This is a genomic window from Streptomyces sp. CB02058 (assembly GCF_001905505.1).
In the GTDB taxonomy this organism is placed as follows: Bacteria; Actinomycetota; Actinomycetes; order Streptomycetales; family Streptomycetaceae; genus Streptomyces.
Window position 1 is genome coordinate 870,296 of the sequence record NZ_LIPG01000004.1, and the last position, 23,399, is coordinate 893,694.

General features: G+C 70.8%; 26 protein-coding genes and 1 riboswitch. Of the genes, 14 read left to right on the plus strand and 12 right to left on the minus strand.

Annotation, left to right across the window (positions count from 1 at the left end; all coding sequences use genetic code 11):
* The first annotated feature begins 125 nt into the window (after positions 1 to 125).
* Complete coding sequence (locus tag AMK10_RS24360) at positions 126 to 776, plus strand: TetR family transcriptional regulator (protein ID WP_073750013.1); 651 nt, start codon at positions 126 to 128, stop codon at positions 774 to 776.
* Positions 777 to 810: 34 nt separating this feature from the next.
* Here the strand turns inward: AMK10_RS24360 and def are convergent, their stop codons facing one another.
* Positions 811 to 1,362 carry a peptide deformylase gene (gene def, locus AMK10_RS24365; protein ID WP_073750014.1) on the minus strand — a complete coding sequence of 184 codons (552 nt, stop codon included), beginning with the start codon at positions 1,360 to 1,362 and terminating at the stop codon, positions 811 to 813.
* A gap of 114 nt (positions 1,363 to 1,476) precedes the next feature.
* On the opposite strand from def, the gene AMK10_RS24370 reads away from it, so the two are divergent.
* The 5 genes from AMK10_RS24370 (at position 1,477) to AMK10_RS37070 (ending at position 5,979) form a co-directional block, all read left to right on the plus strand.
* Entirely contained in the window at positions 1,477 to 2,715 is a 1,239-nt protein-coding gene (locus tag AMK10_RS24370; protein ID WP_073750015.1) for a Mur ligase family protein, read from the plus strand.
* Positions 2,716 to 2,749: 34 nt separating this feature from the next.
* The gene (locus tag AMK10_RS24375; protein ID WP_073750016.1) at positions 2,750 to 3,478 is read left to right on the plus strand and encodes a type 1 glutamine amidotransferase; all 729 of its coding nucleotides are present in this window, start codon (positions 2,750 to 2,752) and stop codon (positions 3,476 to 3,478) included.
* Between the two features lie 187 nt (positions 3,479 to 3,665).
* The gene (locus AMK10_RS24380) at positions 3,666 to 4,691 is read left to right on the plus strand and encodes a 6-phosphofructokinase (RefSeq protein ID WP_073750017.1); all 1,026 of its coding nucleotides are present in this window, start codon (positions 3,666 to 3,668) and stop codon (positions 4,689 to 4,691) included.
* 111 nt (positions 4,692 to 4,802) lie between these two features.
* Positions 4,803 to 5,753 (plus strand): cytochrome c oxidase assembly protein, encoded by a 951-nt coding sequence (locus AMK10_RS24385; protein ID WP_073750018.1) that lies wholly within the window; start codon positions 4,803 to 4,805, stop codon positions 5,751 to 5,753.
* A 67-nt stretch (positions 5,754 to 5,820) separates the two neighbouring features.
* Complete coding sequence (locus AMK10_RS37070) at positions 5,821 to 5,979, plus strand: hypothetical protein (RefSeq protein WP_107428491.1); 159 nt, start codon at positions 5,821 to 5,823, stop codon at positions 5,977 to 5,979.
* Positions 5,980 to 6,003: 24 nt separating this feature from the next.
* On the opposite strand, the gene AMK10_RS24390 is transcribed toward AMK10_RS37070, so the two are convergent.
* Entirely contained in the window at positions 6,004 to 7,029 is a 1,026-nt protein-coding gene (locus tag AMK10_RS24390; protein WP_073750019.1) for an Lrp/AsnC family transcriptional regulator, read from the minus strand.
* A gap of 91 nt (positions 7,030 to 7,120) precedes the next feature.
* Here AMK10_RS24390 and AMK10_RS24395 point away from each other — a divergent pair, with 91 nt between their 5' ends.
* The 4 genes from AMK10_RS24395 (at position 7,121) to AMK10_RS24410 (ending at position 12,080) form a co-directional block, all read left to right on the plus strand.
* Entirely contained in the window at positions 7,121 to 8,440 is a 1,320-nt protein-coding gene (locus AMK10_RS24395) for a metal-dependent hydrolase family protein (RefSeq protein ID WP_079180853.1), read from the plus strand.
* Complete coding sequence (locus tag AMK10_RS24400; protein WP_073750020.1) at positions 8,437 to 10,020, plus strand: AbgT family transporter; 1,584 nt, start codon at positions 8,437 to 8,439, stop codon at positions 10,018 to 10,020. The genes AMK10_RS24395 and AMK10_RS24400 overlap by 4 nt, the downstream gene beginning before the upstream one ends.
* Positions 10,021 to 10,254: 234 nt before the next feature.
* Positions 10,255 to 10,965 carry a lysophospholipid acyltransferase family protein gene (locus AMK10_RS24405; RefSeq protein ID WP_073750021.1) on the plus strand — a complete coding sequence of 237 codons (711 nt, stop codon included), beginning with the start codon at positions 10,255 to 10,257 and terminating at the stop codon, positions 10,963 to 10,965.
* 86 nt (positions 10,966 to 11,051) lie between these two features.
* Positions 11,052 to 12,080, plus strand: a complete 1,029-nt coding sequence (locus AMK10_RS24410; RefSeq protein WP_073750022.1) for an NAD-dependent epimerase/dehydratase family protein — start codon at positions 11,052 to 11,054, stop codon at positions 12,078 to 12,080.
* Positions 12,081 to 12,131: 51 nt separating this feature from the next.
* Here AMK10_RS24410 and AMK10_RS24415 read toward each other — a convergent pair whose 3' ends face one another.
* From AMK10_RS24415 to AMK10_RS24450, 8 genes are all read right to left on the minus strand, one after another.
* A complete protein-coding gene (locus tag AMK10_RS24415) occupies positions 12,132 to 13,709 on the minus strand; it encodes an alpha/beta hydrolase (protein WP_073750023.1) in 1,578 nt (525 codons plus the stop codon).
* 152 nt (positions 13,710 to 13,861) lie between these two features.
* Positions 13,862 to 14,647: an urease accessory protein UreD gene (locus AMK10_RS24420; RefSeq protein ID WP_073750024.1), complete on the minus strand. Its 786-nt coding sequence runs from the start codon at positions 14,645 to 14,647 to the stop codon at positions 13,862 to 13,864.
* Positions 14,644 to 15,321, minus strand: coding sequence for an urease accessory protein UreG (ureG, locus tag AMK10_RS24425; protein WP_073750025.1), 678 nt, complete (start codon positions 15,319 to 15,321; stop codon positions 14,644 to 14,646). Before ureG ends, AMK10_RS24420 begins: the two co-directional genes overlap by 4 nt.
* A gap of 42 nt (positions 15,322 to 15,363) precedes the next feature.
* Positions 15,364 to 16,029 (minus strand): urease accessory protein UreF, encoded by a 666-nt coding sequence (locus tag AMK10_RS24430; protein WP_073750026.1) that lies wholly within the window; start codon positions 16,027 to 16,029, stop codon positions 15,364 to 15,366.
* A gap of 17 nt (positions 16,030 to 16,046) precedes the next feature.
* The gene (locus AMK10_RS24435) at positions 16,047 to 17,768 is read right to left on the minus strand and encodes an urease subunit alpha (protein ID WP_073750027.1); all 1,722 of its coding nucleotides are present in this window, start codon (positions 17,766 to 17,768) and stop codon (positions 16,047 to 16,049) included.
* Positions 17,761 to 18,072 carry an urease subunit beta gene (locus AMK10_RS24440; protein ID WP_073750028.1) on the minus strand — a complete coding sequence of 104 codons (312 nt, stop codon included), beginning with the start codon at positions 18,070 to 18,072 and terminating at the stop codon, positions 17,761 to 17,763. Before AMK10_RS24440 ends, AMK10_RS24435 begins: the two co-directional genes overlap by 8 nt.
* A gap of 14 nt (positions 18,073 to 18,086) precedes the next feature.
* Positions 18,087 to 18,389: an urease subunit gamma gene (locus AMK10_RS24445; protein WP_073750029.1), complete on the minus strand. Its 303-nt coding sequence runs from the start codon at positions 18,387 to 18,389 to the stop codon at positions 18,087 to 18,089.
* Between the two features lie 139 nt (positions 18,390 to 18,528).
* A complete protein-coding gene (locus AMK10_RS24450) occupies positions 18,529 to 19,149 on the minus strand; it encodes a TetR/AcrR family transcriptional regulator (RefSeq protein ID WP_073750030.1) in 621 nt (206 codons plus the stop codon).
* 108 nt (positions 19,150 to 19,257) lie between these two features.
* On the opposite strand from AMK10_RS24450, the gene AMK10_RS24455 reads away from it, so the two are divergent.
* A complete protein-coding gene (locus tag AMK10_RS24455; protein WP_073750031.1) occupies positions 19,258 to 20,247 on the plus strand; it encodes a hypothetical protein in 990 nt (329 codons plus the stop codon).
* Positions 20,248 to 20,333: 86 nt separating this feature from the next.
* Here the strand turns inward: AMK10_RS24455 and AMK10_RS24460 are convergent, their stop codons facing one another.
* Positions 20,334 to 20,615, minus strand: a complete 282-nt coding sequence (locus tag AMK10_RS24460; protein ID WP_073750192.1) for a type II toxin-antitoxin system Phd/YefM family antitoxin — start codon at positions 20,613 to 20,615, stop codon at positions 20,334 to 20,336.
* 98 nt (positions 20,616 to 20,713) lie between these two features.
* On the opposite strand from AMK10_RS24460, the gene AMK10_RS24465 reads away from it, so the two are divergent.
* The 3 genes from AMK10_RS24465 to AMK10_RS24475 all read left to right on the plus strand — a co-directional run bounded on the left by AMK10_RS24465 (position 20,714) and on the right by AMK10_RS24475 (position 22,673).
* Positions 20,714 to 21,349, plus strand: coding sequence for an ATP-dependent Clp protease proteolytic subunit (locus AMK10_RS24465; protein ID WP_073750032.1), 636 nt, complete (start codon positions 20,714 to 20,716; stop codon positions 21,347 to 21,349).
* Between the two features lie 7 nt (positions 21,350 to 21,356).
* Entirely contained in the window at positions 21,357 to 21,713 is a 357-nt protein-coding gene (locus AMK10_RS24470; RefSeq protein ID WP_241839656.1) for a hypothetical protein, read from the plus strand.
* Between the two features lie 313 nt (positions 21,714 to 22,026).
* Positions 22,027 to 22,199, plus strand: a riboswitch (cyclic di-AMP (ydaO/yuaA leader).
* A 3-nt stretch (positions 22,200 to 22,202) separates the two neighbouring features.
* Positions 22,203 to 22,673: a C40 family peptidase gene (locus AMK10_RS24475; protein ID WP_073750033.1), complete on the plus strand. Its 471-nt coding sequence runs from the start codon at positions 22,203 to 22,205 to the stop codon at positions 22,671 to 22,673.
* Positions 22,674 to 22,691: 18 nt separating this feature from the next.
* Here the strand turns inward: AMK10_RS24475 and AMK10_RS24480 are convergent, their stop codons facing one another.
* Entirely contained in the window at positions 22,692 to 23,333 is a 642-nt protein-coding gene (locus AMK10_RS24480) for a LysE family translocator (protein WP_073750034.1), read from the minus strand.
* Positions 23,334 to 23,399 lie beyond the last annotated feature (66 nt).

Consider the following 23,399-nt stretch of genomic DNA (forward strand, 5'->3'; position numbering starts at 1 on the left):
TGTTACCAGCAAGTAGCTTCTGTCAACCGGTCAGCAGGGGATCCGCGCCCGGTGGAGCAGGGTGTTACGTTGCCCGGGGGAGAGACGAAATCGCAGGACAGCCGGGTGGGGCGGGAGAAAAAGACATGGAGACCGCACGAGGGGCCGAGCGGCAGCGGACGGCGGCCGAACGGCGTCGCCGGGAGCTGCTCGAAGCCGCGGACCGAGTGGTGCTCAGGGACGGCCCGAAGGCCTCGATGAACGCGATCGCCGCGGAGGCGGGGATCACCAAGCCCATCCTCTACCGGCACTTCGGCGACAAGGGCGGGCTGTACCGCGCACTCGCCAAGCGTCATACCGATGCCCTGCTCAGCGCCCTGCGGGCCGCGCTCGACGCCCCCTCCGAGCGGCGCGCGCGGGTCGAGGCGACCCTGGACACCTATCTCGCGGCCATCGAGGCGCGCCCCCAGGTCTACCGCTTCCTGATGCACCCGTCCGACGACGCGGCACCCCCGCCCGAGCAGGGCTTCGACGTCGGCCGCCACTCCGCCCCGCTGCTGCGGCGGCTCGGCGAGGAGCTCGGCAAGGTGATCGTGGAACGGGTCGACCTCGGCCCGGACGGCGAGCAGACGGCGCGCATCTGGGGCCACGGCATCGTCGGCATGATGCACGCGGCCGGCGACTGGTGGCTCGGTGACCGGCCGTGTTCGCGGGAACAGTTGGTACGCAGCCTCGCCGACCTGCTCTGGGGCCGGCTGGCCGAGGCCGGCGATCTCCCGGGCGGTCCGGGGTTCTGAGATCCGACGGGGCCCTGGCCGGGGCCCGTGGGGCTCAGATGGCGGACGAGCGGCCCCAGGGTGCCCGCCGGGCCGCACGCAGCGCCCTGGTGCGGCGCAGCCCCGTCAGCCGGTCCGTGTAGATCAGGCCGTCGAGGTGGTCGCACTCGTGCTGCAGGCAGCGGGCGAACCAGCCGGTGCCGGTGACCCGCACCGACTCCCCCGTCACGGTCCGTCCTTCCACCACCGCGTGGTCGAAGCGCGGCGTGCCCGCCTCCAGACCCGGAAGTGAAAGACAGCCCTCCGGCCCGCGTACGGTGATCCCGTCGGCCTCGACGAGTACGGGATTGACGAGATGGCCCAGGTGGCGGACATCGTCGTCGTCCGGGCAGTCGTAGACGAACACCTTGAGCGGCACGCCGATCTGGTTCGCGGCGAGCCCTACACCGTTCGCGGCGTACATGGTGGCGAACATGTCCTCGACAAGCCGGGCGAGCGAAGGGCCGAAGTCGGTGACGTCGTCGCAGGGGCCGTGCAGCACCAGGGCACCGAACAGGCTCATGGCACGAACGCGTCCGGAACTGCCGGGGATCGGGCGGTTTCGCATGGGGAGAAGCGTACGTTCCACGTGACCTCCACGTTCGCCGTGGTGCCGACGTGCGGTCGCGGCACCGGACATCGATAGGCTGGGTGCGGACTTACGCAAGGAGGATCTAGGACGATGGCAGGCAACACGGAACCGTTGTCGCCGCGGGCCAAGCTCGCCGTGACGGCGGGCAAGGCCGCGGCGGCGGTGTCGCGCGCTGCGGGGCGCGGCAGCGGATCGGTGATCGGCGGCCGGGTGGCGCTCAAGCTCGACCCCGACCTGCTGGGGCGGCTGGCGCAGCACCTGGACGTGATCCTCGTGTCCGCGACGAACGGCAAGACGACCACCACCCGGCTGATCGCCGAGGCGCTGCGGGCCGCGGGGCCCGTCGTCTCCAACGCACTCGGAGCCAACATGCCCGCGGGGATCACCTCCGCGCTGGCGGGGGGCTCCGACGCGAAGTACGGCGTGATCGAGGTGGACGAGAAGTACCTCGCCGGTGTGGCACGTGACACGACGCCCAAGGTGATCGCACTGCTCAACCTCTCCCGCGACCAGCTGGACCGCGCGGCGGAGACCCGGATGCTGGCCGAGAAGTGGCGTGAGGGCCTGTCCGGCTCCAAGGCCGTGATCGTGGCCAACGCCGACGACCCGCTGATCGTGTGGGCCGCGTCCTCCTCCCCCAATGTGGTGTGGGTAGCGGCGGGGCAGGCGTGGAAGGACGACGCCTGGTCCTGCCCGTCCTGCGGCGGTGTGATGCAGCGCCCGGGCGACGACTGGTTCTGCGGCGAGTGCGGTTTCCGCCGCCCCGCCCCCAGCTGGGCGCTGAACGGCGACTACGTCCTGGACCCGCACGGTTCCGCGTGGCCGATCCACCTCCAGCTGCCGGGCCGCGCCAACAAGGCCAACGCCACGAGCTCGGCCGCCGTGGCCGCCGTGTTCGGGGTGCCGCCGCAGGTCGCCCTGGAGCGCATGTACCAGGTGCAGGCCGTGGCGGGCCGCTACGACGTCGTATCCTTCCTCGGCCGTGAGCTCCGGCTCCTGCTGGCGAAGAACCCGGCGGGCTGGCTCGAAACGTTTTCCCTGATCGACCCGCCGCCCACCCCGGTGATCCTCTCCGTGAACGCGCGCGGCGCGGACGGCACGGACACCTCCTGGCTGTGGGACGTGGACTACACCCAGCTCTACGGCCACCCGATCTTCGTGCTCGGCGACCGGAAGCTGGACCTCGCGGTCCGGCTCGAGGTGGCCGGACTGGACTTCCGCGTCTGCGAGACCCTGGACGAGGCCGTCCAGATGGCTCCTCCCGGCCGCATCGAGGTCATTGCCAACTACACCGCCTTCCAGGATCTGCGCCGTCGTGTCGGCAACTGACCCCCGCGCGGGCTCCCCCCGGAGAGGACGAAGCATGAGCAACAACAGCCTGCGGCTGGTGTGGGTCTACCCCGACCTCCTCAGCACCTACGGCGACCAGGGCAACGCCCTGGTGGTGGAGCGCCGGGCGCGCCAGCGTGGTCTGGACGTGGCGCGCGTCGACGTCCGCAGCGACCAGCCCATCCCGACGTCGGGCGACATCTATCTGATCGGCGGCGGTGAGGACCGGCCGCAGCGGCTCGCCGCGGAGCGGCTGCGCCGTGACGGCGGGCTGAGCAGGGCCGCGTCGAACGGCGCGATCATCTTCTCGGTCTGCGCGGGCTACCAGATCCTCGGCCACGAGTTCATCAACGACCTCGGCGAGCGGGAGCCCGGCCTCGGGCTGCTCGACGTGGTCTCCACCCGTGGCGAGGGCGCCCGGTGCGTCGGCGACGTGCTCGGTGACATCGACCCGAACCTGGGCCTGCCGCCGCTGACCGGCTTCGAGAACCACCAGGGCGTCACTCATCTCGGCCCGACGGCACGCCCGTTCGCCCGGGTGCGGCTCGGCCGGGGCAACGGCACGGGTGACGGCACGGAGGGCGCGTACAACGACACCGTCTTCGGTACGTACATGCACGGACCCGTGCTCGCGCGGAACCCGCTCATCGCGGACCTGCTGCTCAAGCTGGCCCTCGACGTGAACGCGCTGCCGCCGAGCGACGACCGGTGGTACGAGGCGCTGCGCGCCGAGCGGATCGCCGCGGCGACCCAGCCGGCCTGACGGTCTCCCTGCGGACCGGCCCGTTCCACGGGCCGGTCCGTACGTGTGCGCGCGGGGTGTACGCCGGGTGGACGTCCAGCAGTCGGACAGTGGGTTCGGTCCGGTCACCCCGCGCCGGTAGGGTGGCGGGGATCCAACCGGACGACGTGGTCCGGCGTCGGCCCACGTTGCAAAGGTTTCCCGGGCAATGCGAATTGGTGTGCTCACCTCCGGCGGCGACTGCCCCGGCCTCAACGCCGTCATCCGTTCCGTCGTGCACCGCGCTGTTGTCGACCACGGCGACGAGGTCATCGGCTTCCACGACGGGTGGAAGGGCCTCCTCGAGTGCGACTACCGCAAGCTCGACCTCGACGCGGTCGGCGGCATCCTCGCCCGCGGCGGCACCATCCTCGGTTCCTCCCGTGTCCAGCCCGCGCATCTGCGTGACGGCGTGGAGCGGGCCAAGGGCCATGTCGCCGATCTCGGCCTGGACGCGATCATCCCGATCGGTGGCGAGGGCACGCTGAAGGCGGCCAACCTGCTCTCCGAGGCCGGGCTGCCCATCGTCGGGGTCCCCAAGACCATCGACAACGACATCGCCTCCACCGATGTGACCTTCGGCTTCGACACCGCCGTCGGCGTCGCGACCGAGGCGCTGGACCGGCTGAAGACCACCGCCGAATCCCACCAGCGGGTGCTGATCGTCGAGGTCATGGGCCGCCACACCGGCTGGATCGCGCTGCACTCGGGCATGGCTGCCGGTGCCCACGCCATCGTCGTGCCGGAGCGCCCCTTCGACATCGACGAGCTGACCGAGCTGGTCGGCCGGCGCTTCTCGGACGGCAAGAAGTTCGCGATCGTCGTCGTCGCGGAGGGCGCCAAGCCCCGCGAGGGCTCGATGGAGTTCAACCAGGGCACCAAGGACATCTACGGCCACGAGCGCTTCGCCGGTGTGGCGACGCAGCTCTCCGGTGAGCTGGAGCAGCGCCTCGGCAAGGAGGCCCGCCCGGTGATCCTCGGCCACGTCCAGCGCGGCGGCACCCCGACCGCGTACGACCGCGTCCTGGCCACCCGCTTCGGCTGGCACGCGGTGGAGGCGGCGCACCGCGGCGAATTCGGCATGATGACGGCGCTGCGCGGCACGGACATCACGATGGTTCCGCTGGCCGCCGCCGTGGAGACCCTCAAGACGGTGCCCGCCGAGCGTTACGCCGAGGCACAGGTCGTTCTCTGACCGCCACGACGTCCCACGAACCGCCCCCGGCCGCACTCGCGGCCGGGGGCGGTTCTACTCTGGTCCGGACAACCGGCACGAATCGGGGACGTCCCCAGCGGGAGTGAACAGATGGATCACAGCGGGCACGGCATGAACATGGATCTGCCGCCGTTCACGCTGGGACGTGGGCTCGAATTCTCCGCGGACCCGTTCTTCCTCATCGGCTGCGTCGTCGCGCTCGTCCTGTACGCGTACGGGGTGCTGCGGCTCCGGGGGCGGGGCGACGGCTGGCCCGTGAACCGGATCATCTTCTTCGTCCTCGGTGTCCTGTCCATCGCCCTGGTGATGTGCACCGGCCTGAACGACTACGGCATGGTCATGTTCAGCGTGCACATGGTGCAGCACATGGTCATCAGCATGGTGTCGCCGATCCTGCTCCTGCTGGGTGCCCCGATCACGCTCGCGCTGCGGGCGCTGCCGGTGGCGGGGCGGGACCGTACGGGTCCGCGCGAACTGCTGCTGAAGCTCCTCCACAGCCGCTACATGAAGATCATCACGCACCCGGCGTTCACGATCCCGCTCTTCATCGCGAGTCTCTACGCGCTCTACTTCACCCCGTTGTTCGACTTCCTGATGGAGTCGAAGACCGGCCACATCGCGATGATGGTGCACTTCCTGGCGGTCGGCCTGGTGTTCTTCTGGCCGATCATGGGCGTCGACCCCGGCCCGCACCGCCCCGGCTACGTGATGCGGATGCTGGAGCTCTTCGCGGGCATGCCGTTCCACGCGTTCTTCGGGATCGCGCTGATGATGGCGAGCCAGCCGATGGTGAAGGCGTACGAGAATCCGCCGGCCTCGCTCGGCATCGACGCGCTGAGCGACCAGTCGGTGGCGGGCGGTATCGCGTGGGCGTTCAGCGAGATCCCGTCCGTACTGGTACTGATCGCGCTGGTCTTCCAGTGGTACCGCTCCGAGCAGCGGACGGCGAAGCGCTCGGACCGTGCGGCCGACCGGGACGGGGACCAGGAGCTCAAGGCGTACAACGCCTATCTCGCCTCATTGCAGGCACGCGGGCAGTAGCGGTGAGCCCGCCCCAGGGGTGACCATGGCTCCAACGGCCGTGCGGCCGGGTGAGGAGCGTGTGCTCATGCCTGGATCCACGAAGACCATGGGGGTGCTCACCGTCGGCGCGCTGGTCGCGGTGACGGGGTACACGGTGGCACTGGGGAGCAACGGCTGGCTGTGGTTCGGCTGGGTGGTGCTGGGGCTGGCCACGCTGGGCATGCTCGCCACCCGCGACACCTGAGGCGGCCCGGCGCCGTCCCGGGGATCAGGCGGGGTCCGCCCAGTAGTTCACCGGCGCGAGCCCGATGCTGCGGCCGCGCCGGTCCAGGATGCGGCCGACGTGCTTCACGGTCCGCAGCACGATCGCACGCTCGGTGATGCGCAGCTGGTGATCCGCGAGCCGGCTCTCCAGGTGGGCCTCCATGCTGTGGACGTCGGACAGGTCGCGCTGCCACAGGTCGAGGATCAGGTTGTCGCGGCCGGTGGTCACGCTGCACATGCGCAGCTCGGGCAGCGTGCGGAGCGAGGCGACGGTGTCCTCCAGGTGACGGGCCGGGACGGACGCGAAGTACACCACCGAGACCGGGAAGCCGGTGAGCGGCCGGGCGAGCGTGCAGCGCAGCGAGAGCCGCCGGTTTCCCGTGAGCACCCGCAGCCGGCGGCGGACGGTGGCCGTGCTCGTGCCGGCGGCCGCCGCCAGGTCGCGGACCGGCATCCGGCCGTCGTGGCCGAGCGCGAGGGCCAGCTCCCGGTCGACCGGCCGCAGCGGCTCGTCGGGCACCTCGTCCCGAGGCACCGTGAGCGCCTTCTGCTGGGCCTTGCTGAGGCTGCGCAGCCGCCACTGGTCGCCTTCGAACGGCACGGCGGTGATCACATGGACGCGGGTGGTCCGGATGCCGGGCAGCGGGGAGATGCGCTCGCCGACGAGGCGGGAGAGGTCGTCGAGGTCGGCGGCGCCCACGATGGCGAGGAGGTCCCGGCTGCCGGTCGTCTGCTTGAGGCTGAGGATGCGGCTGTCCCTGGACAGGCTGTCCAGCGTGGATTCGGCGGGCAGGCCGCCCATGTCGATCTCGACCTGGGCGTAGACCCCGTCGTCGTGGCCGGGGGAGAGATAGCCGTCGACCCAGGCCGTCCCCGTCCGCTCCAGCCGGGCCCACCGGCGTGCGGCGGTCACCGGGTCGATGCCCAGGACGTCGCCGAGCAGCGTCCACGGCGCCCTCGGCTGTGTCTGCAGGGCGTGGATGATCGCGAGGTCCAGTTCGTCGGGGTGCGCCATATTCTGCGTCTGCATGGGGTGACCGAATCCTGCGTACGGGGTGGGATCTTGTCCTGATCCGGCGATTTTACGGGCGTGTAATTCCGGTTCTGGAAGGTAGCTCGCCATGAGCACTCCGCCCTTCCTCTCCCCCGCGCCCACCGCCCCCGTCCTGCCCGCCTCGGCCGCGCTGCGCCTGACCGGCGCCCGGCTGATCGACGGCACCGGTTCCGAGCCGGTGGCCGACGCCGTGGTCGACGTGGACGACCGCGGTGTGATCGTCCACGCCGGGCCCGCCGCCACCGCTCCCCCGGCGCGGGACGGCGTACGCACCCTCGATGTCGGGGGCCGCACCGTGCTCCCCGGTTTCGTCGACGCCCATGTGCACCTCGGCGTCGAGTCGGCGCGCCACATGGTGCGCCGTTTCGCCGAGGACCCCGCCCTGGAGGTCTTCCGCGCGGCCGGCCGGCTGCGGCTGACCCTGGACGCCGGTGTCACCACCGCCCGCGACCTGGGCGGGCTGTCCTCGGGGTTCCGGGACGCCGTCGCCCAGGGCCTGACCGCGGGCCCGCGTCTGCACACGGCCGTGCGGATCCTCAGCCACACCGGCGGCCACGCCGACTTCCACACCGACTGCGGCTTCGACACCAGCGACGGAATGGGTGAGGTCGCGGACACGCCCGACGAGGTCCGCCTCGCGGTGCGCAGGCTGCTGCGCTCCGGCGCCGATGTGATCAAGATCTGCGCCACCGGCGGCATGTCGAGCCCGTACGACCAGCCCGACGACGAGGGCCTCACCGTCGAGGAGATCCGCGCCGTCGTGGAGGAGACCGACCGGCACGGCGGCCGTCCCGTCGCCGCGCACGCCCAGGGCACGGCCGGCATCCTCAACGCGATCCGGGGCGGTGTCACCAGCGTCGAGCACGGTTACGGCATGACCGCGCAGGCCAGGGAGCTCGCCGGGGAACGCGGCGTGTTCCTCGTGCCGACACTCTCCACGGTGTTCGACGGTATCGACAAAGCGACCATGGAGCCCTTCCACTACGAGAAGAAGCTCCGCTGGTCGGACATCACGCGGACCAACATCGCCGCCGCCATCGCCGACGGGCTGAAGATCGCGATGGGGACCGACGCGGCGATGGTTCCGCACGGCCGCAATCTGCGCGAGCTGCTCCACCTGACGTCGCTCGGCATGACGCCGCTCCAGGCGATCACCGCGGGCACGCTCACCTCCGCCCAGCTCCTCGGCCTCGACGACCGGATCGGGACGCTGGAGGCCGGCAAGGAGGCCGACCTGGTGGTGTGCGACGGTGATCCGCTGAGCGACATCTCCGTACTCACCGACCCCTCACGCGTCGTTCTCGTCGCGCAGCGCGGGGCCGTCCGGAAGGACCTGCTCACGGAATCAGCGGCCGAGAGCCCCGACACGGTGGAGGAGGGCCGGTGACGTCACGGACCGAGACCCCCGCGACGACGGGCGGCAACGCTCTGCTCGACAAGGTGCTCGGCGGCATCGAGCGCGCGGGCAACAAGCTCCCGCACCCCGTCGTGCTGTTCCTCTGCATCTTCGTCGTCCTCGGCGTCGTCTCCACCGCGCTGGCCGCCGGGGGAGCCACGGTGACGGTGCCGGGCGACGACGAGGTGCTCGAAGTCAGGGGCCTCTTCACCGGCGAGGGGATCACCTGGCTGCTGGAGAACTTCATCCCCAACTTCACCGGCTTCCCGTCGCTGGGCACCGTGCTGCTCATGATGGCCGCCGTCGGAGTCGCGGAACGTACGGGAATGCTGGAGACGGCGGTCCGCGTCTCCATCGGCCGCGCGCCCAAGGCGGTGCTTCCCCATCTGGTGGCGTTCGTCGCCGCACAGGGCCACCTGATGAGCGACGTGGCGATCCTGATCATCCCGCCGCTGGCCGCGCTCGTCTTCAAGGGCGCCGGGCGCAACCCGATCGCCGGCCTGATCGGCGGGTTCGCCTGTGTCTGCGCCGGTTACGCGGCAGGCTTCTCCATCGGCGCCCTGGACGCCCTGTACACGGGCATCACCCAGCAGGCCGCCGCCGTCCTGCCCGGCGGGGAGGACGCGCCCACCCACATCCTCGTCAACTACTACTTCACCGCGACGGCGAGCGTCTTCCTGGCCCTCATCGGCGGCTTCCTCATCGACCGCGTCCTCGAACCGCGGCTGCCCGCCGCGGTGGAGGCCACGGCTCCGGGTGACGACGGGCCGACGGCCGACGACGGCGGCTACCGGCCCACCCTGGAGGTCACCGCCGCCGAGCGCCGGGGGCTCCGCTTCGCCGGGCTGACGGTCCTGGTCTACGCGGCCGTGGTCATCGTCTGCTGGCTGCTGCCCGGCTCGGCGCTGCGCGGTGAGGGCGGCGCGCTGGTGCCCTCACCGGTGCTGACCGGCATCGTGCCGCTGCTGTTCGTCGCGTTCCTGCTCGCCGGCATCGTCTACGGCAAGGTCACCGGCAAGGTGCGCAAGGCGGGCGACGTCCCGGAGCTGATGGCCGACTCGATCACCGGGATGTCCGCGTACATCGTGCTGATTCTGGTGATCGCCCAGGTCATCGGCGTCTTCGACTGGTCGAACGTCGGCACCCTGCTGGCCGTGAAGGGCGCCGCGCTCCTGGAGTCCGCCGGACTCACCGGCTTCACGGGGCTGGTCCTCTTCGTCCTGCTGGTCTGTCTGCTGAACCTGTTCGTGACCTCGGGCTCGGCGCTGTGGTCCCTGGTCGCCCCGGTCTTCGTACCGGCGTTCATGCTCATCGGCCTGTCACCGGCGGTCACCCAGGCGGCGTTCCGCATCGGCGACTCGGCCACCCAGATGATCACACCGCTGAACCCGTACGTCTTCCTGATGCTGATCATCCTGCGCCGCTACGAACCCGACGCGAAGCTGGGCACGATCCTCTCCCGCCTGTTCGTCTTCGTCGTCCCCTTCCTGGTGGCCTGGCTGATCGCCCTGGCGGTCTTCTACGGCTTCGACCTGCCGCTCGGCCCCGGGGCGGGCATTCACCAGGACTGACGGTTCCTCCGACGACGGAAGGGGCCTCCGGCACGCGCCGGAGGCCCCTTCCGCAGCCGCGCACCCACTCATGAACCGGGATCAGAGCTACGATCGATCACCCGGGAGAGGTACGGACTTCGAACGGTCTGCCGACTGATGACTCGTCAGGCGAGTCGGTGTAGAGCAACACTGTCATGTGCGACCCGGCAGAACGCGGCAGCCGGCCCGGTCCGGAAGGCTAGGAGAGAAGCTGTGTTCTATTACGTCCTGAAGTACGTCGTGCTGGGCCCCCTGCTCCGGCTGGTGTTCCGCCCCCGTATCGAGGGGCTGGAGCACATTCCCGACGACGGTGCCGCCATCGTCGCGGGCAATCACCTCTCGTTCTCGGACCACTTCCTGATGCCCGCGATCCTCAGGCGCCGCATCACGTTCCTCGCGAAGGCCGAGTACTTCACCGGCCCCGGCATCAAGGGCAGGCTGACCGCCGCCTTCTTCCACAGCATCGGGCAGATCCCGGTGGACCGGTCGGGCAAGGAGGCCGGACAGGCCGCCATCCGCGAGGGCCTCGGGGTGCTGAGCAAGGGGGAACTGCTGGGCATCTACCCGGAGGGCACGCGCTCGCACGACGGCCGGCTGTACAAGGGCAAGGTCGGGGTGGCCGTGATGGCCATCAAGGCGGGCGTCCCGGTCATCCCCTGCGCGATGGTCGGCACGTTCGAGATCCAGCCGCCCGGCCAGAAGGTGCCCAGCATCAAGCGGGTCACGATCCGCTTCGGGGAGCCGCTGGACTTCTCCCGCTACGCCGGCCTGGAGGACCAGAAGGCGGCGATCCGGGCGGTCACGGACGAGATCATGTACGCCATCCTCGGCCTCTCCGGGCAGGAGTACGTCGATGAGTACGCCGTCAAGGCCAAGGCCGCACAGGCCGAGCAGTCCAAGAAGTCCCCGCGCCGGCCACGCTGAGCGTGAAATCTGCTGCCGGCAGATTTCCCTGGTGCCGGAGCTGAGGCGGCCGTAGCGTCGGGTGCATGAGCGGAGAACGAGCGTTCGTGCTGGGCGCCACGGGACAGATCGGCCGGGCAGCTGTGCGGGCCCTGACCGAGGACGGCTGGGAGGTGACCGCCGCCTCACGCGGAGGCAAGCGGGACGCCACCTGGGACGACGGCGTCCGCGCCGTCGCGGTGGACAGGGAGGAGAAGGGGGCGCTGGCGGCAGCGCTCGGCGACGGCTGCGACGTACTGGTCGACATGGTCGCCTTCGGCCGGGATCACGCCGTGCAGCTGGCGGGGCTCGGCGACCGGGCCGGTTCCGCGGTCGTCCTCTCCAGCGGCGCGGTCTACCAGGACGACCGCGGCCGGAGTTTCGACACCCAGGGCGAGCCCGACGGCTTCCCGGACTATCCGGTGCCGATCCCGGAGTCGCAGCCCACGGTGGCTCCCGGGGACGCGACGTACGGGACGCGGAAGGTCGCCCTGGAGGAGGAACTGCTCGCAGCCGGAGCCGTGTTGCCGGTGACGCTGCTGAGGGCGGGTGCGGTGCACGGCGAGCACTGCCGCACACCGCGCGAGCTGTACTTCGTCAAGCGCCTGCTGGACGGCCGCAGGAGACGGGTCCTCGCCCACGGTGGGAGGAGCCGCTTCCACCCGGTCCATGTGTCCAACGTCGCGGAGCTGATACGGCTCGCGGCCGGGAAGCCCGGGTCCCGGGTGCTCAACGCGGGAGACCCGCGGATACCGACGGTCGCCGAGATCGGCGCCGCCGTCGACGACGTGCTCGGCCTCACCACGGAGACGGTGCTGATACCGGGAGCCCCGCCCGAGGCAGGGATCGGGGACACCCCGTGGTCCGGTGCGCGTCCCGTGGTCTACGACATGTCGCTCGCGGAACGGGAGCTCGGCTATCGCGCGGTGACGGACTACATGGAGTCGCTGCCGCAGACCGTCGAATGGCTCACCGCACAACTGGCGGGACGGGACTGGAAGCAGGCCTTCCCGAAGATGGTGGCGAACTACGGCGAGGGCCTCTTCGACTACGCGGCGGAGGACGCCTGGCTGGCGCGGCACGGCAGAGAGGCGTGAGGGCGGGCGGCCGCGAGAACCCCGGCCGCCCGCCCCCGTCTCAGACGGTGCTCACGGCTTCGGTGTGGCGTGCGGGGTGCACGTCACATCGCGCCGGTCGGTCTTCCCGGTGAGCAGGTAGGTGTCCACCCGCTCGTTGATGCAGGGGTTGACCAGGCCGGTGACACCGTGCGATCCGGCGCCCTCCTCCGTGATGAGGCGGGAGCCCTTGAACCGCTTGTGCAGCTCGACGGCGCCCTCGTACGGGGTGGCGGCGTCACGCGTGGACTGCACGATCAGCACCGGGGGCAGCCCCTTGCCGGTGCGCACGTCCAGCGGCGTCTGCTGCTTGGACGGCCAGGTCGCACAGGGAAGGTTCATCCAGGCGTTGGCCCAGGTCATGAACGGGTGGTCCTTGTGCAGCCTGGTGTTGTCGCGGTCCCACTTCTGCCAGCTGGTGGGCCACTTGGCGTCCGCGCACTCGACCGCCGTGTAGACGGCATTGCTGTTCTCCGAGCTGATGTTGCCCGCGGTGTCCGACAGGTCGGGTGCCGCGGCGTCGATCAGCGCCTGGGTGTCACCGCCCAGATAGTCGCTCCAGATCTGCGCGGTGGGCGCCCAGGCGGAGTCGTAGTACGGCGCGCTCTGGAAGAATCCGATGAGCTCGGCGGGGCCGACGACGCCACCGAGCGGGCTCTTCTTGGCCTCGGCACGCAGCGTCAGCCACGCCTGCTCGACCTTCTCGGGGGTGTCGCCGATGTGGTAGGCGGCGTCGTTCTTCGCCACCCAGGCCTTCCAGTCGTCCCAGCGGGTCTGGAAGGCGACATCCTGGCCGAGGTTGGCCTCGTACCAGATGTTGTCCTTCGAGGGGTTGACCACGCTGTCGACGATCATCCGGCGTACGTGCGACGGGAAGAGCGTGCCGTAGACCGCGCCGAGGTACGTGCCGTAGGAGACACCCAGGAAGTTCAGCTTCTTCTCACCGAGCGCGGCACGGATGACATCCAGGTCGCGCGCGGTGTTGGGCGTGGTCATGTGCGGCAGCATGTCGCCGCTGCGCTCGGCGCAGCCGTCGGCGTACTCGGCGGCGAGCTTGCGCTGTGCGCGCTTGTCGGCCTCGCTGTCGGGCACCGGGTCCGCCTTCGGGGCCTTCACGAACTCCTGCGGGTCGATGCAGGAGATCGGCGCCGAGTGGCCGACCCCGCGAGGGTCGAAGCCGACGAAGTCGTATGCCTTCGCGACCTTCGTCCAGAGCGGGTTCTTGTTGATGATGCGCTTCGGGAAGGCCATCCCGGAGCCGCCGGGGCCTCCGGGGTTGTAGAGGAGGGCGCCCTGGCGCTCGTCCTTCGTGCCCGTGCTGACATGCCGGTCGACCGCGAGCTTGATCTGCTTGCCGTTCGGCTTGCTGTAGTCGAGCGGAACGGTCACCCAGCCGCACTGGATGGGTGCGGCGATGGCCCAGTCGGCCGGGCAGTCGGTCCAGTCGATCCCGGCTCGCGCGGCCCGGGCGGCAGCTGTCTGCACGCCGCGCGCCTCCTGGTCGCCGTGGTGGCGACTGTCGGCACCGGCCGCCGGTGCGGCTATCGCTCCGGCTATGAGCGTGCCCGCGATCAGTGTGCCGGCCGAACCGAGCACCGCTGTGCGTCTCAAGTGGAACCTCCCCCTGTGTGTTGCGCCGCGCGTGGCGGCGCGGCTGTTTCCGCGTCCCGGGGATCCTTTCGTCTGTGAGCCTGCTGAGAACAGGGCGTACACGTGTTTCTTTACCGAACCAATAACCGGTGTCGCTGTCCCGCTGAGCGAACTCAGCTCGGCCGGAGGGGGCTTGTCGCCTTCAGCAGCTCCTCCAGAGCCTCGTCCAGTACCGCGCGCAGCAGCCGTGCGTCCGCGGCGAGCGCCGTCACCAGGACGGCGGGTCCCGACAGCGGGGTCAGTGCGGCGGTGGGGCCCAGCGCCCGTGGTGCGGGAAGCCCGCCGTCGAACGACGGGTCGACCACGAGGAGTTGCCCGACGGCCCGGTGACCCCCCAGGACGGCGGGTCCGTCCCAGCCGCCGGGCGCCCCGGGGCCGTACGCCAGCTGCTGGTCGAGCAGCGGACGGCCGGCCCTCCGGACGGTCAGACGGGTGGTGAGCCGGCCCGTGGGTTCGCCGTGCCGGCCCAGGATCTGTTCCTCGCGGAGCACCAGGCGTGCGGTGGCGGCGAGTTCGGCCCGGGTGGTCATCCTCAGGTCGCTGCCGTGGGCGGAGACGAGCTGTTCGGGGAGCCAGCGGAGTTCCGCCTCCTCCCCCACAACGAGCCGCACGTCGTACGTGGCCGGGCCCGCGTCCGGGTCGGCACCAGGCAGCGCCACGGTCGCCGCGGCGGAGTCCACGCTCAGCCGCGCGTTCTCCTCCGCGCGCACCTCGACGGCGAGCCGGTCACCGCCCAGGGGCGCGCTCATGGCGCCGACCACGGTGACACGCGTGTACGCCGTGTCCGGGGACCTCGTTCGGCGCAGGGCGAGCGGCCCCTCGCTCTCCAGCACCGGCAGCACCGTGGCACCCCGTCCGTCGGCGACGGCGGTGAGCCGGGCCGTGGCTACGACGCTCATGCGGCCCAGGCCGCGAGCTGTGCCCGTACCCAGTCGGCGACGGGTGCCACGCCCTCGGGGCCCCGCAGGGAGGTGAAGACCACGGGGAGTTCGCCGCGCTGCTCGGCGGCGTCGCGGGCCATCCGCTCCAGGTCGGAGCCGACGTAGGGGGCGAGGTCCGTCTTGTTGATGACGAGCAGGTCGGCGGTGGTGACACCGGGGCCGCCCTTGCGCGGGATGTCGTCGCCGCCCGCCACGTCGATGACGAAGACCTGGGCGTCGACGAGCCCCTTGGAGAAGGTGGCGGTGAGGTTGTCGCCGCCCGATTCGACGAGGATCAGGTCGAGCGGCCCCACGGAGTCCTCCAGGTCCTCGACGGCTTCGAGGTTGGCGGAGATGTCGTCGCGGATGGCGGTGTGCGGGCAGGCCCCGGTCTCGACGGCCTGGATGCGCTCGGGCGGCAGCACGGCGTTGCGGAGCAGGAAGGCGGCGTCCTCGCGGGTGTAGATGTCGTTGGTGACGACGGCGATGGAGATCCGGTCGCGCAGCGCGCGGCAGAGGGCGGCGACGGTCGCGGTCTTCCCGGAGCCCACCGGCCCGCCGAGGCCGATGCGCAGGGCACGGCGGGTGCCGTCGGGGCGTGCGGCGTCGGCGCTCACGGCTGCGGGCGCGTTGTGGGCGTGGTCGAGGTGCATGGGATGCGGCTCCTGGTGAAGGTGGTGCGGCGGGGGTCGGTGTCAGGACGCGAACAGGCGGACCGGCCAGGCCGCGTGGGCCTCGGCCGAGATGTCGAGCAGTGGCGCCGACGCGGCGGGAAGCGCGTCGATGCCTTCACGCGCGGCCTGTGCGGCCTGTTCTGCGACCAGGTCGAGTGCGGGTGCGAGCCTGGCGAGGACGGCGGTGGCCTCGAAGGGGTCGAGCGACAGCAGCCGGACCACGGCGGTGGCCGGGCCGCTGACCGTCTCGTAGACGACGCAGTGCGCGGCGTCGGCCGGCCCCAGACCCGCTGCCCGGGCCGCGAGGCCGAGGACGACGGGCTGGTGGGCCCCGCGCGGCCGGGCTTCGGCGAGCGCGGTCAGTTCGGGGCTGGGCCAGGTGGCCCGTGCCGCCCTCATCATCTGGCGGCCGAGCCTGCGCGCGACGTTCCTGAGCGCCGGTGAGGGCGTCCGGGCGTCGGCGGCCTCGTCGAGGGCGAGCGGGTCGAGGCCCTGCGCCGCCGCGGCGGCGAGTGCGGCGGAGGTGAGACCGGTGGTGTGGAGCCGGCCCAGGCAGAACTCCTCCAGGTCCTGGGCGTTGCGGATGTGTCCTGCCTTGACGGCCGGCTCGGCGCCACCGGAGTGGGCGTGGCCACCGGCGGGGAACCGGCCGTCGGCGAGGACGAGCAGGGCTGCGCGCGTCGTCATGAAGTGCTGTCCTGCCCTCAGAAGAGGAAGTACCGCTGGGCCATGGGAAGTTCCGCGGCCGGTGCGGGTTCGACCGGATCACCGTCGATGGTGACGGCGAAGCTGTCGGGGTCGACCTCGACCCGGGGCAGGGCGTCGTTCTCCCGCATGTCCGCCTTGGTGACGCCCCGGGTGCTGGTGATCGGCACGAACCGCTTGCCGAGTCCCAGACGCTCCGGCAGCCCGTCCTGGACGGCGGCCACGGACACGAAGTTGAAGGAGTTGGACGCGGGCGCCCGGCCCACGGCCCCGAACATCGGGCGCGGCATGACCGGTTGCGGGGTGGGGATCGAGGCGTTGGCGTCGCCCATCTGCGCGTACGCGATCTGGCCGCCCTTGATCACGGTCTGCGGCTTGACGCCGAAGAAGGCCGGGTCCCAGATCACCAGGTCGGCGAGCTTGCCCGGCTCGACGGACCCGATCTCCCGGTCCAGGCCCTGGGCGACAGCCGGGTTGATCGTGTATTTGGCGACATAGCGACGTGCCCGGTGGTTGTCGGCCCGGCCGTCGCCCGGCAGGGCACCGCGCCGCCGCTTCATCACATGGGCGGTCTGCCAGGTCCGCAGGATCACCTCGCCGATGCGGCCCATCGCCTGGGAGTCCGAGGAGATGATGGAGATGGCTCCGAGGTCGTGGAGGATGTCCTCCGCGGCGATGGTCGAGGGCCTGATCCGTGACTCGGCGAAGGCGAGGTCCTCCGGCACCGTGGGATTGAGGTGGTGGCAGACCATCAGCATGTCGAGGTGTTCCTCGATGGTGTTGACGGTGTGCGGCCGCGTCGGGTTGGTGGAGCTGGGCAGGACGTACGGCTCCGAGACCACGCTGATGATGTCGGGCGCGTGCCCGCCGCCCGCGCCCTCGGTGTGGTACGCGTGGATGGTGCGTCCCGCGATGGCGGCCAGCGTGTCGGCGACGAAGCCGGCCTCGTTGAGCGTGTCGGTGTGGATGGCGAGCTGGGCGCCGGTCTCCTCGCAGACGCTCAGGCAGGCGTCGATGACGGCGGGGGTGGCGCCCCAGTCCTCGTGGATCTTGAATCCCAGGGCGCCTGCGCGGAGCTGGGAGTGCATCGCCTCGCGGGACATGGTGTTGCCCTTGCCGAGCAGACCGATGTTGACCGGGTATCCCTCGAGCGCCTCGAACATCCGGGCGAGGTGCCAGGGGCCGGGGGTGATAGTCGTCGCCTTGGTGCCTTCGGCCGGCCCGGTGCCGCCGCCGACGAGCGTGGTGATCCCGGAGGAGAGCGCCTGGTCGACGAGGGTGGGCGAGATGAAGTGGACGTGTGCGTCGATGGCCCCCGCCGTGACGAACTTGCCGTTCCCGGCGATGATCTCGGTCTCGGGGCCGATGACCAGATCCGGGTGGACGCCGTCCATCGTGTCCGGGTTCCCGGCCTTGCCGATACCGGTGATGCGGCCGTCGCGGATGCCGATGTCGGCCTTGACGATGCCCCAGTGGTCGATGATCACGGCGCCGGTGATCACCGTGTCGGGCGCGCCTTCGGCACGGGTGGTGCGCGCCTGGCCCATCGACTCGCGGATCACCTTGCCGCCGCCGAACACGGCCTCGTCACCGGACCGTCCGGGACCGCCCGACCTGTCCTCCTCGATCTCCACGACGAGATCGGTGTCGGCGAGGCGGATGCGGTCGCCCGTCGTGGGTCCGAACAGATCGGCGTACACGGGGCGGCTGAGCTCAGGCATCGAGGGAACCTCCGGTGTCGCCGCGCAGTCCGGGGACGATGCGCAGGCCTGCGAGCGGGACGAGTTCGACGTCGACGGGGATGCCGGGCTCGAAGCGCACGGCGGTTCCGGCGGCGATGTTCAGCCGCAGTCCATGGGCGGCGGCGCGGTCGAAGTCCAGGCCCGTGTTCGCCTCGGCGAAGTGGTAGTGGGAACCGACCTGGACGGGCCGGTCCGCCGCGTTGAGGACGGTGAGGCGGGTGACGGGGCGCCCTTCGTTGAGCGGCACCGGGGCCTTCGCGTAGAGGATCTCTCCGGGAATCATCTGCTGCTCCCCCGTCAGACGATCGGGTCGTGGACGGTGACGAGCTTGGTGCCGTCCGGGAACGTGGCCTCGACCTGGACGTCGTGGATCATCTCGGGGATGCCGTCCATGACGTCGTCGCGGGTGAGCACCTTCCGCCCGGAGGCCATGAGTTCGGCCACGGTCCGGCCGTCGCGCGCGCCTTCCAGAAGGTGGGAGGTGATCAGCGCGATCGCCTCGGGGTGATTCAGCCGCAGTCCGCGCGCCCTGCGCTTCTCTGCGACATCGGCCGCCACATGGATGAGCAGGCGTTCCTGTTCGTGCGGAGTCAGTTGCACGCTTCCACCCTCTTCGTCTTCCGCCCGGTACCTGCCCCGGGCGCAGCGGGACCCTATCCCGCGTTCAACACTCTGTTGAACGGCGAAGAGGATCTCGCGGCCAGGTATTGCACGTTAGGGCGAAAGTTTTTCCGGCGCGTTAACTGATCTTTTGCGGATCCATGGACATCAGCCCGCGCAGCCCGTTCTCCAGGATCTCGGGCTCCACCCCGCCGAACAGCGCCTCCTGAGCCATGAAGCCCTGCGCCGTGGCGATCATCGTGCGGGCGACATCATCGGCGGGCACGTCGGAGTGCAGGATGCCCGCCGCCCGGTACGCCTCCACCAGCTTCGCCCAGGCGACGCGCATGCCGGCGTAACCGTCCTCGAGCACCTGCGCCAGCCGCTCGTCACGCAGGGTCTCGGCCCACACCTGGACGATGAGCGCGGCACACGCGCGGCGCTCCAGTCCGTACATCTGCCCCGACAGGATGCCGCGCATCACCCGACCGAGGAGCACGTCCGGGGTGGGCGGCGGGGTGAGGTCCGCCGCCTCCTCGAACGCCTGGCGGATGCTCGCGAAGGCCTCGTCCGCGATGGCCGTGATCAGCTCCTCCTTGCCCGCGAAATAGCGGTAGACGGCCCCTGCGGACAGCCCGATCTCCTTGAGCACGTCCTGCATCGACGTGCCGTGGAAGCCATTGCCGGCGAAGCAGCGGGCGGCCCCCTGGAGGATCTGCCGGCGGCGGGCGTCGAGGTGCTCCTGAGATACACGTGCCATGCGAGCCAACCTAAAACGAACATTCATTCTTGACAAGCTCCCTGCTCGGCACGACAGTGGGCCGTACGTAAAACGAACGATCCTTCTCTTTGAATCGAGGCACGCCCCATGCCTGCTGCCCCCAGCCGCCGCGCGCTGGCGGTCATCCTGCTCGTCCCCCTGATCGTGACGCTCGCACTCTGGGCCTTCTCCTGGCCCGCGGCACGGATGACCCCCAGGGATCTGCCCGTGGGCATCGCCGGTGCGGCACCGGCGGCCGACCAGCTGGCCGAGCGGTTCGAGGGACGCGAGGGCGCCTTCGAGATCCACCGTTACGACGACGAGGCCGCGGCCCGCGCCGCGATCGAGGACCGGGCCGTATACGGCGCGGTCGTGGTCACGGCGAAGGGCCCCCAGCTGCTCACCGCGTCCGCGGCAAGTCCGGTCGTGGCCCAGCTGCTGACCGAGGCGGTCACGGCGGCGGCGCCGGACGGCATCACCGTCCCGGTGACCGATGTCGTTGCCGCACCCTCCACCGACCCGCGCGGCAGCGCGCTCGGCGCGAGCGTCCTCCCGCTCACCCTCGCCGGTGTGGCGGCCGGAGCCCTGGTCACCCTGATGAAGCTGCGCGGCGGGTGGGCGGTCGTGGCACTGACGGGTGCGGCGGCCCTGGTCGGGATCGCCGCCGCCTCCATGGCCCACAGCTGGCTCGGCGTGCTCACGGGCGACTGGTGGGCAGAAGCGGGCGCCATCGGGCTGACCGCGCTGGCGGCGGGTGCGACGGTTGCGGGGCTCGGCGCCCTGATCGGCACGCGGGGCATCGGCCTCGGGGCACTGCTGGTCGTACTGCTGGGCAATCCGTCCTCCGGCGTCACCAGCGCCCCCGAACTGCTCCCCGAGCCGCTCGGCATGATCGGCCAGTGGCTGCCGCCGGGCGCGGGCGGTTCCCTGCTGCGCTCGGTCGCCTTCTTCGACGGGAGCGCGTCCGGCGGCCCCGCCCTGACGCTGGCGCTCTGGGTACTGCTGGGCCTGGCAGCCGTACTGATCGGAGGCCGCAGGCGCCCGGAGCCCGCTGCCGCACCCGTCGGCCGCACGCCCGAGGGGGCGCTCGCCGGCTGAGCCGCTCCGCACCGGAAAAAGGCCGTGCGCTCCCGCCCCAGGGCGGAGCGCACGGCCTTTCCGTTCGCCGGGCCGGCGTCCGGCGGTCAGTCGTCCTGGTCGTGGCCGCGGTGTTCCGCGGCGATACCGAAGCGGCGCCGTTCGCCCTGAGCAGATGGCGCCGAGCGGATCGACGACACGGAACTGATCACCTGCTCCTCGACCGCCTGCTCCTCGCTCTCGAGTCGTTGCAGGTCAGCGGCGGAGACCAGCGCCACGAGCGGCTTTCCGTGCCGCGTCACGACCACTCTCTCGCCGCCGTAGACAACGCGGTTGATCAGCTCGGCGAGCTCTGCGCGGGCTTGCGTCACCGGAATCTCGTAGGCCATAGTCCCCATCATAACCTTCTGTACGTCCTGTACATTTTTTACGTACTGGGTCGTACAGGCCGGTTCCGCCTGCGGTGATTCCGAGGAGAGGCTCCGTCATGTTCCGTCCCGCCGCCCGACACGTCCTGCCCGAGTTCACCGAGCGCACCGCATACGGATCCCGGAGCATGGATCCGTACTCGAAGCTGATGTCCGAGCGCATCGTCTTCCTCGGCACACCCGTCGACGACACCGCCGCGACCGATCTCATCGCCCAGTTCATGTATCTGGAGCACGCGGACCCGGACCGGCCGCTGTCGCTCTACATCAACTCGCCCGGCGGGTCCTTCAATGCCATGACGGCGATCTACGACACCATGCTCTACCTGACCTGCGAGGTGGAGACCTTCTGCCTCGGGCAGGCGGGCTCAAGTGCCGCCGTGCTGCTCGCGGCCGGGGCGCCCGGACACCGACATGCTCTGCCCGGCGCCCGGGTAGTCATCCAGCAACCCGCTCTGGACGAGCCGGTGCAGGGCCAGCCGTCCGATCTCGAGATCACGGCACGCGAGTTGGCGCGTGAGCGCGAGCTGCTCACCGCCATGCTGGCCCGTCACACCGGGCGTTCCGCGCGGGAGATCAGCGCCGCCGTCGAACGGGACACCATCCTCGACGCCCCGGCCGCCCTGGCGTTCGGGCTGGTGGACCACGTCGTGGAGAACCGCACGCCGTCCCAGCCACCGCATGCCGCGAGGTGAACGCCCGATGCTCACCCCCCAGTTCCCGCCGCTCCCCGCGCTGACCCGCGCCGAGGCCGAGTTCATCGACTGCTATCTGGAGGTGCTCGACCAGCTCGGCCGCATCAACCCCGCCCGTGGCAGCGACACCTACGGCGCGCTCCGGGCGGCCCAGGCGCTCGCCTCCCGGGCCACGGCCCTCCGTGACGCGCTCGTGCTGATGCACGAGCGGGGCGAGTCGCAGATCCACGCGGAGACACTGGCCAGGGCGTTACGGCTGCTGGACGGGGAGCGCCGGGCGGGGTCGCCGTGCCTCCGGCTGCGTCGAGTTGATCACTCGCGGAGCCCGACTCGGGTGCCGCGCCCGCCATTCGGCGACCTGTGACGACACGCCCGGTCCGGCGATGAGTTTTCCTCGCTCGTTCGGCGTAGGAGCTCCCCCGCCCGAGGGACAGCCCAACTTGCGCACCGAGTGCGGACACTGAGCGGAATCCTTCGTTCCGTCGCTGGTACGCGGCTGGTCGGGCAACGCCGCTCCGTCACAGCGCCCTCGGCGTCCACCCGAACGGATCAGTGGTGACGACTCTCACATATCGGAACTTCAGCGAGGAAAACCGACAGTGCGTGCGTAAAGATCCCTGGGACGACAAGCCCCCGCCACCGCGGCGGGGCGGTCCGGGCGGACGCCGAGTCCTGCCGCCGTCCGGATGCCTGGTCGACAGGAGTGGATCGGCAGGAGTGGAGGACCCGAGCACAACGGGCCGCCCGGACATCCGGACGGTCCTCGGGGTGAAACCGCTTCGCGCGGCCGGGCAACTTCGCCAGCCCGAACCCGACAGGTCATCCTTCACAGGCGGCTGACGAAGGGTTGCGCATGTCTGCGCAGGTTCATGTCCCGTCTCTTCTCGCCCGGGTCGGTACGGCCTCGGTTCTCACATTCGCCGTCGGCGCCACCATGCTGACCCCCGGCCTCGTCGACGAGGCCGAAGCCGCGGCTCACTCGACGAAGGCGCTCAACATCGCCGCCTCGAAGAAGGGTGCACCGTACAGATGGGGGGCCACCGGCCCCCACCGGTTCGACTGCTCCGGCCTCACTCTCTATTCGTTCAAGAAGGCGGGGAAGAAACTTCCCCGCACGGCCCAGCAGCAGTACAACAAGACCCGTCATATCTCCAGGTCGCAGCGGAAACGCGGCGACCTGGTCTTTTTCCACGCGGGGCGCAGTGTGTACCACGTCGGCATCTACGCCGGCAGCGGCAAGATCTGGCACTCACCGAAGACCGGAGCGGTGGTCCGCCTGGAGCGGATCTGGTCGAACAACGTCTGGTACGGGAGGGTCCGCTGACCTCTCTCCCCTGCCCGCTCAGTGCAGCAGGGGCCCTGTCACCAGGACGAGTCCCAGCGCGGTGAGCGCCGTGCCGCTGCCGCCCTCGATCACGCGGGCGGTACGCGGCCGGCGCAGCCACCGCCCGAGGCGGTCCACCAGCAGCGCCACGGCCGGGAACCAGACGAGGGCGAGCAGCACCACCACCGAGGCCAGCAGCAGGGTCCGGGGAAGGGGCGGCGAGCCGTCGGGGACGAACTGGGGCAGCAGGCTGAGGAAGAGCACGGGTGCCTTCGGATTGAGGGCGTTGGTGAGAAAGCCCTGTCGCAGCGAGCGCGCCGGTCCCATCGCCGTACCGCCGGCCGCCCCTTCGTCGGCGCCCGCTCCCCCGGTGGTGCGGCGACGCATCGCGTGCAGGCCACTGAGGCCGAGATAGAGCACATAGGCGCCGCCGAGCAGCTGGACGGTGCGGAACAGCACCGGCATGGTCACGAGCACGGCGGCGAGTCCGGCGACGGCCAGCGCGGTGTGCACCAGCAGCCCTCCGGCGACCCCCACCGCGGTGGCGAGCCCGGACCTGCGGGATGCGAGCGCGTTGCGTACGACGACGGTGAAGTCCGCGCCGGGCAGCGCGACCATTCCTGCGGCGACGGCCACGAAGGCGAGCAGTTGTGCGTCCATGCGTACAGACTGACCGCTCGGAGCCTTTAGCGTGTACTTGGAATCTTCTGGGTCTGCCAAAAGGAA

What these genes read in the sequence shown, in the direction of transcription:
- AMK10_RS24390 (WP_073750019.1), bottom strand. Translation starts at nt 7,029, where the DNA reads ATGCAGACGCAGAATATGGCGCACCCCGACGAACTGGACCTCGCGATC.
- def (WP_073750014.1), bottom strand. Translation starts at nt 1,362, where the DNA reads ATGCGAAACCGCCCGATCCCCGGCAGTTCCGGACGCGTTCGTGCCATG.
- AMK10_RS24460 (WP_073750192.1), bottom strand. Translation starts at nt 20,615, where the DNA reads ATGGCCTACGAGATTCCGGTGACGCAAGCCCGCGCAGAGCTCGCCGAG.
- ureG (WP_073750025.1), bottom strand. Translation starts at nt 15,321, where the DNA reads ATGCACCTCGACCACGCCCACAACGCGCCCGCAGCCGTGAGCGCCGAC.
- AMK10_RS24420 (WP_073750024.1), bottom strand. Translation starts at nt 14,647, where the DNA reads ATGAGCGTCGTAGCCACGGCCCGGCTCACCGCCGTCGCCGACGGACGG.
- AMK10_RS24375 (WP_073750016.1), top strand. Translation starts at nt 2,750, where the DNA reads ATGAGCAACAACAGCCTGCGGCTGGTGTGGGTCTACCCCGACCTCCTC.
- AMK10_RS24430 (WP_073750026.1), bottom strand. Translation starts at nt 16,029, where the DNA reads ATGACGACGCGCGCAGCCCTGCTCGTCCTCGCCGACGGCCGGTTCCCC.
- AMK10_RS24370 (WP_073750015.1), top strand. Translation starts at nt 1,477, where the DNA reads ATGGCAGGCAACACGGAACCGTTGTCGCCGCGGGCCAAGCTCGCCGTG.
- AMK10_RS24360 (WP_073750013.1), top strand. Translation starts at nt 126, where the DNA reads ATGGAGACCGCACGAGGGGCCGAGCGGCAGCGGACGGCGGCCGAACGG.
- AMK10_RS24470 (WP_241839656.1), top strand. Translation starts at nt 21,357, where the DNA reads ATGCTCACCCCCCAGTTCCCGCCGCTCCCCGCGCTGACCCGCGCCGAG.
- AMK10_RS37070 (WP_107428491.1), top strand. Translation starts at nt 5,821, where the DNA reads ATGCCTGGATCCACGAAGACCATGGGGGTGCTCACCGTCGGCGCGCTG.
- AMK10_RS24480 (WP_073750034.1), bottom strand. Translation starts at nt 23,333, where the DNA reads ATGGACGCACAACTGCTCGCCTTCGTGGCCGTCGCCGCAGGAATGGTC.
- AMK10_RS24450 (WP_073750030.1), bottom strand. Translation starts at nt 19,149, where the DNA reads ATGGCACGTGTATCTCAGGAGCACCTCGACGCCCGCCGCCGGCAGATC.
- AMK10_RS24395 (WP_079180853.1), top strand. Translation starts at nt 7,121, where the DNA reads ATGAGCACTCCGCCCTTCCTCTCCCCCGCGCCCACCGCCCCCGTCCTG.
- AMK10_RS24385 (WP_073750018.1), top strand. Translation starts at nt 4,803, where the DNA reads ATGGATCACAGCGGGCACGGCATGAACATGGATCTGCCGCCGTTCACG.
- AMK10_RS24440 (WP_073750028.1), bottom strand. Translation starts at nt 18,072, where the DNA reads ATGATTCCCGGAGAGATCCTCTACGCGAAGGCCCCGGTGCCGCTCAAC.
- AMK10_RS24435 (WP_073750027.1), bottom strand. Translation starts at nt 17,768, where the DNA reads ATGCCTGAGCTCAGCCGCCCCGTGTACGCCGATCTGTTCGGACCCACG.
- AMK10_RS24465 (WP_073750032.1), top strand. Translation starts at nt 20,714, where the DNA reads ATGTTCCGTCCCGCCGCCCGACACGTCCTGCCCGAGTTCACCGAGCGC.
- AMK10_RS24380 (WP_073750017.1), top strand. Translation starts at nt 3,666, where the DNA reads ATGCGAATTGGTGTGCTCACCTCCGGCGGCGACTGCCCCGGCCTCAAC.
- AMK10_RS24455 (WP_073750031.1), top strand. Translation starts at nt 19,258, where the DNA reads ATGCCTGCTGCCCCCAGCCGCCGCGCGCTGGCGGTCATCCTGCTCGTC.
- AMK10_RS24475 (WP_073750033.1), top strand. Translation starts at nt 22,203, where the DNA reads ATGTCTGCGCAGGTTCATGTCCCGTCTCTTCTCGCCCGGGTCGGTACG.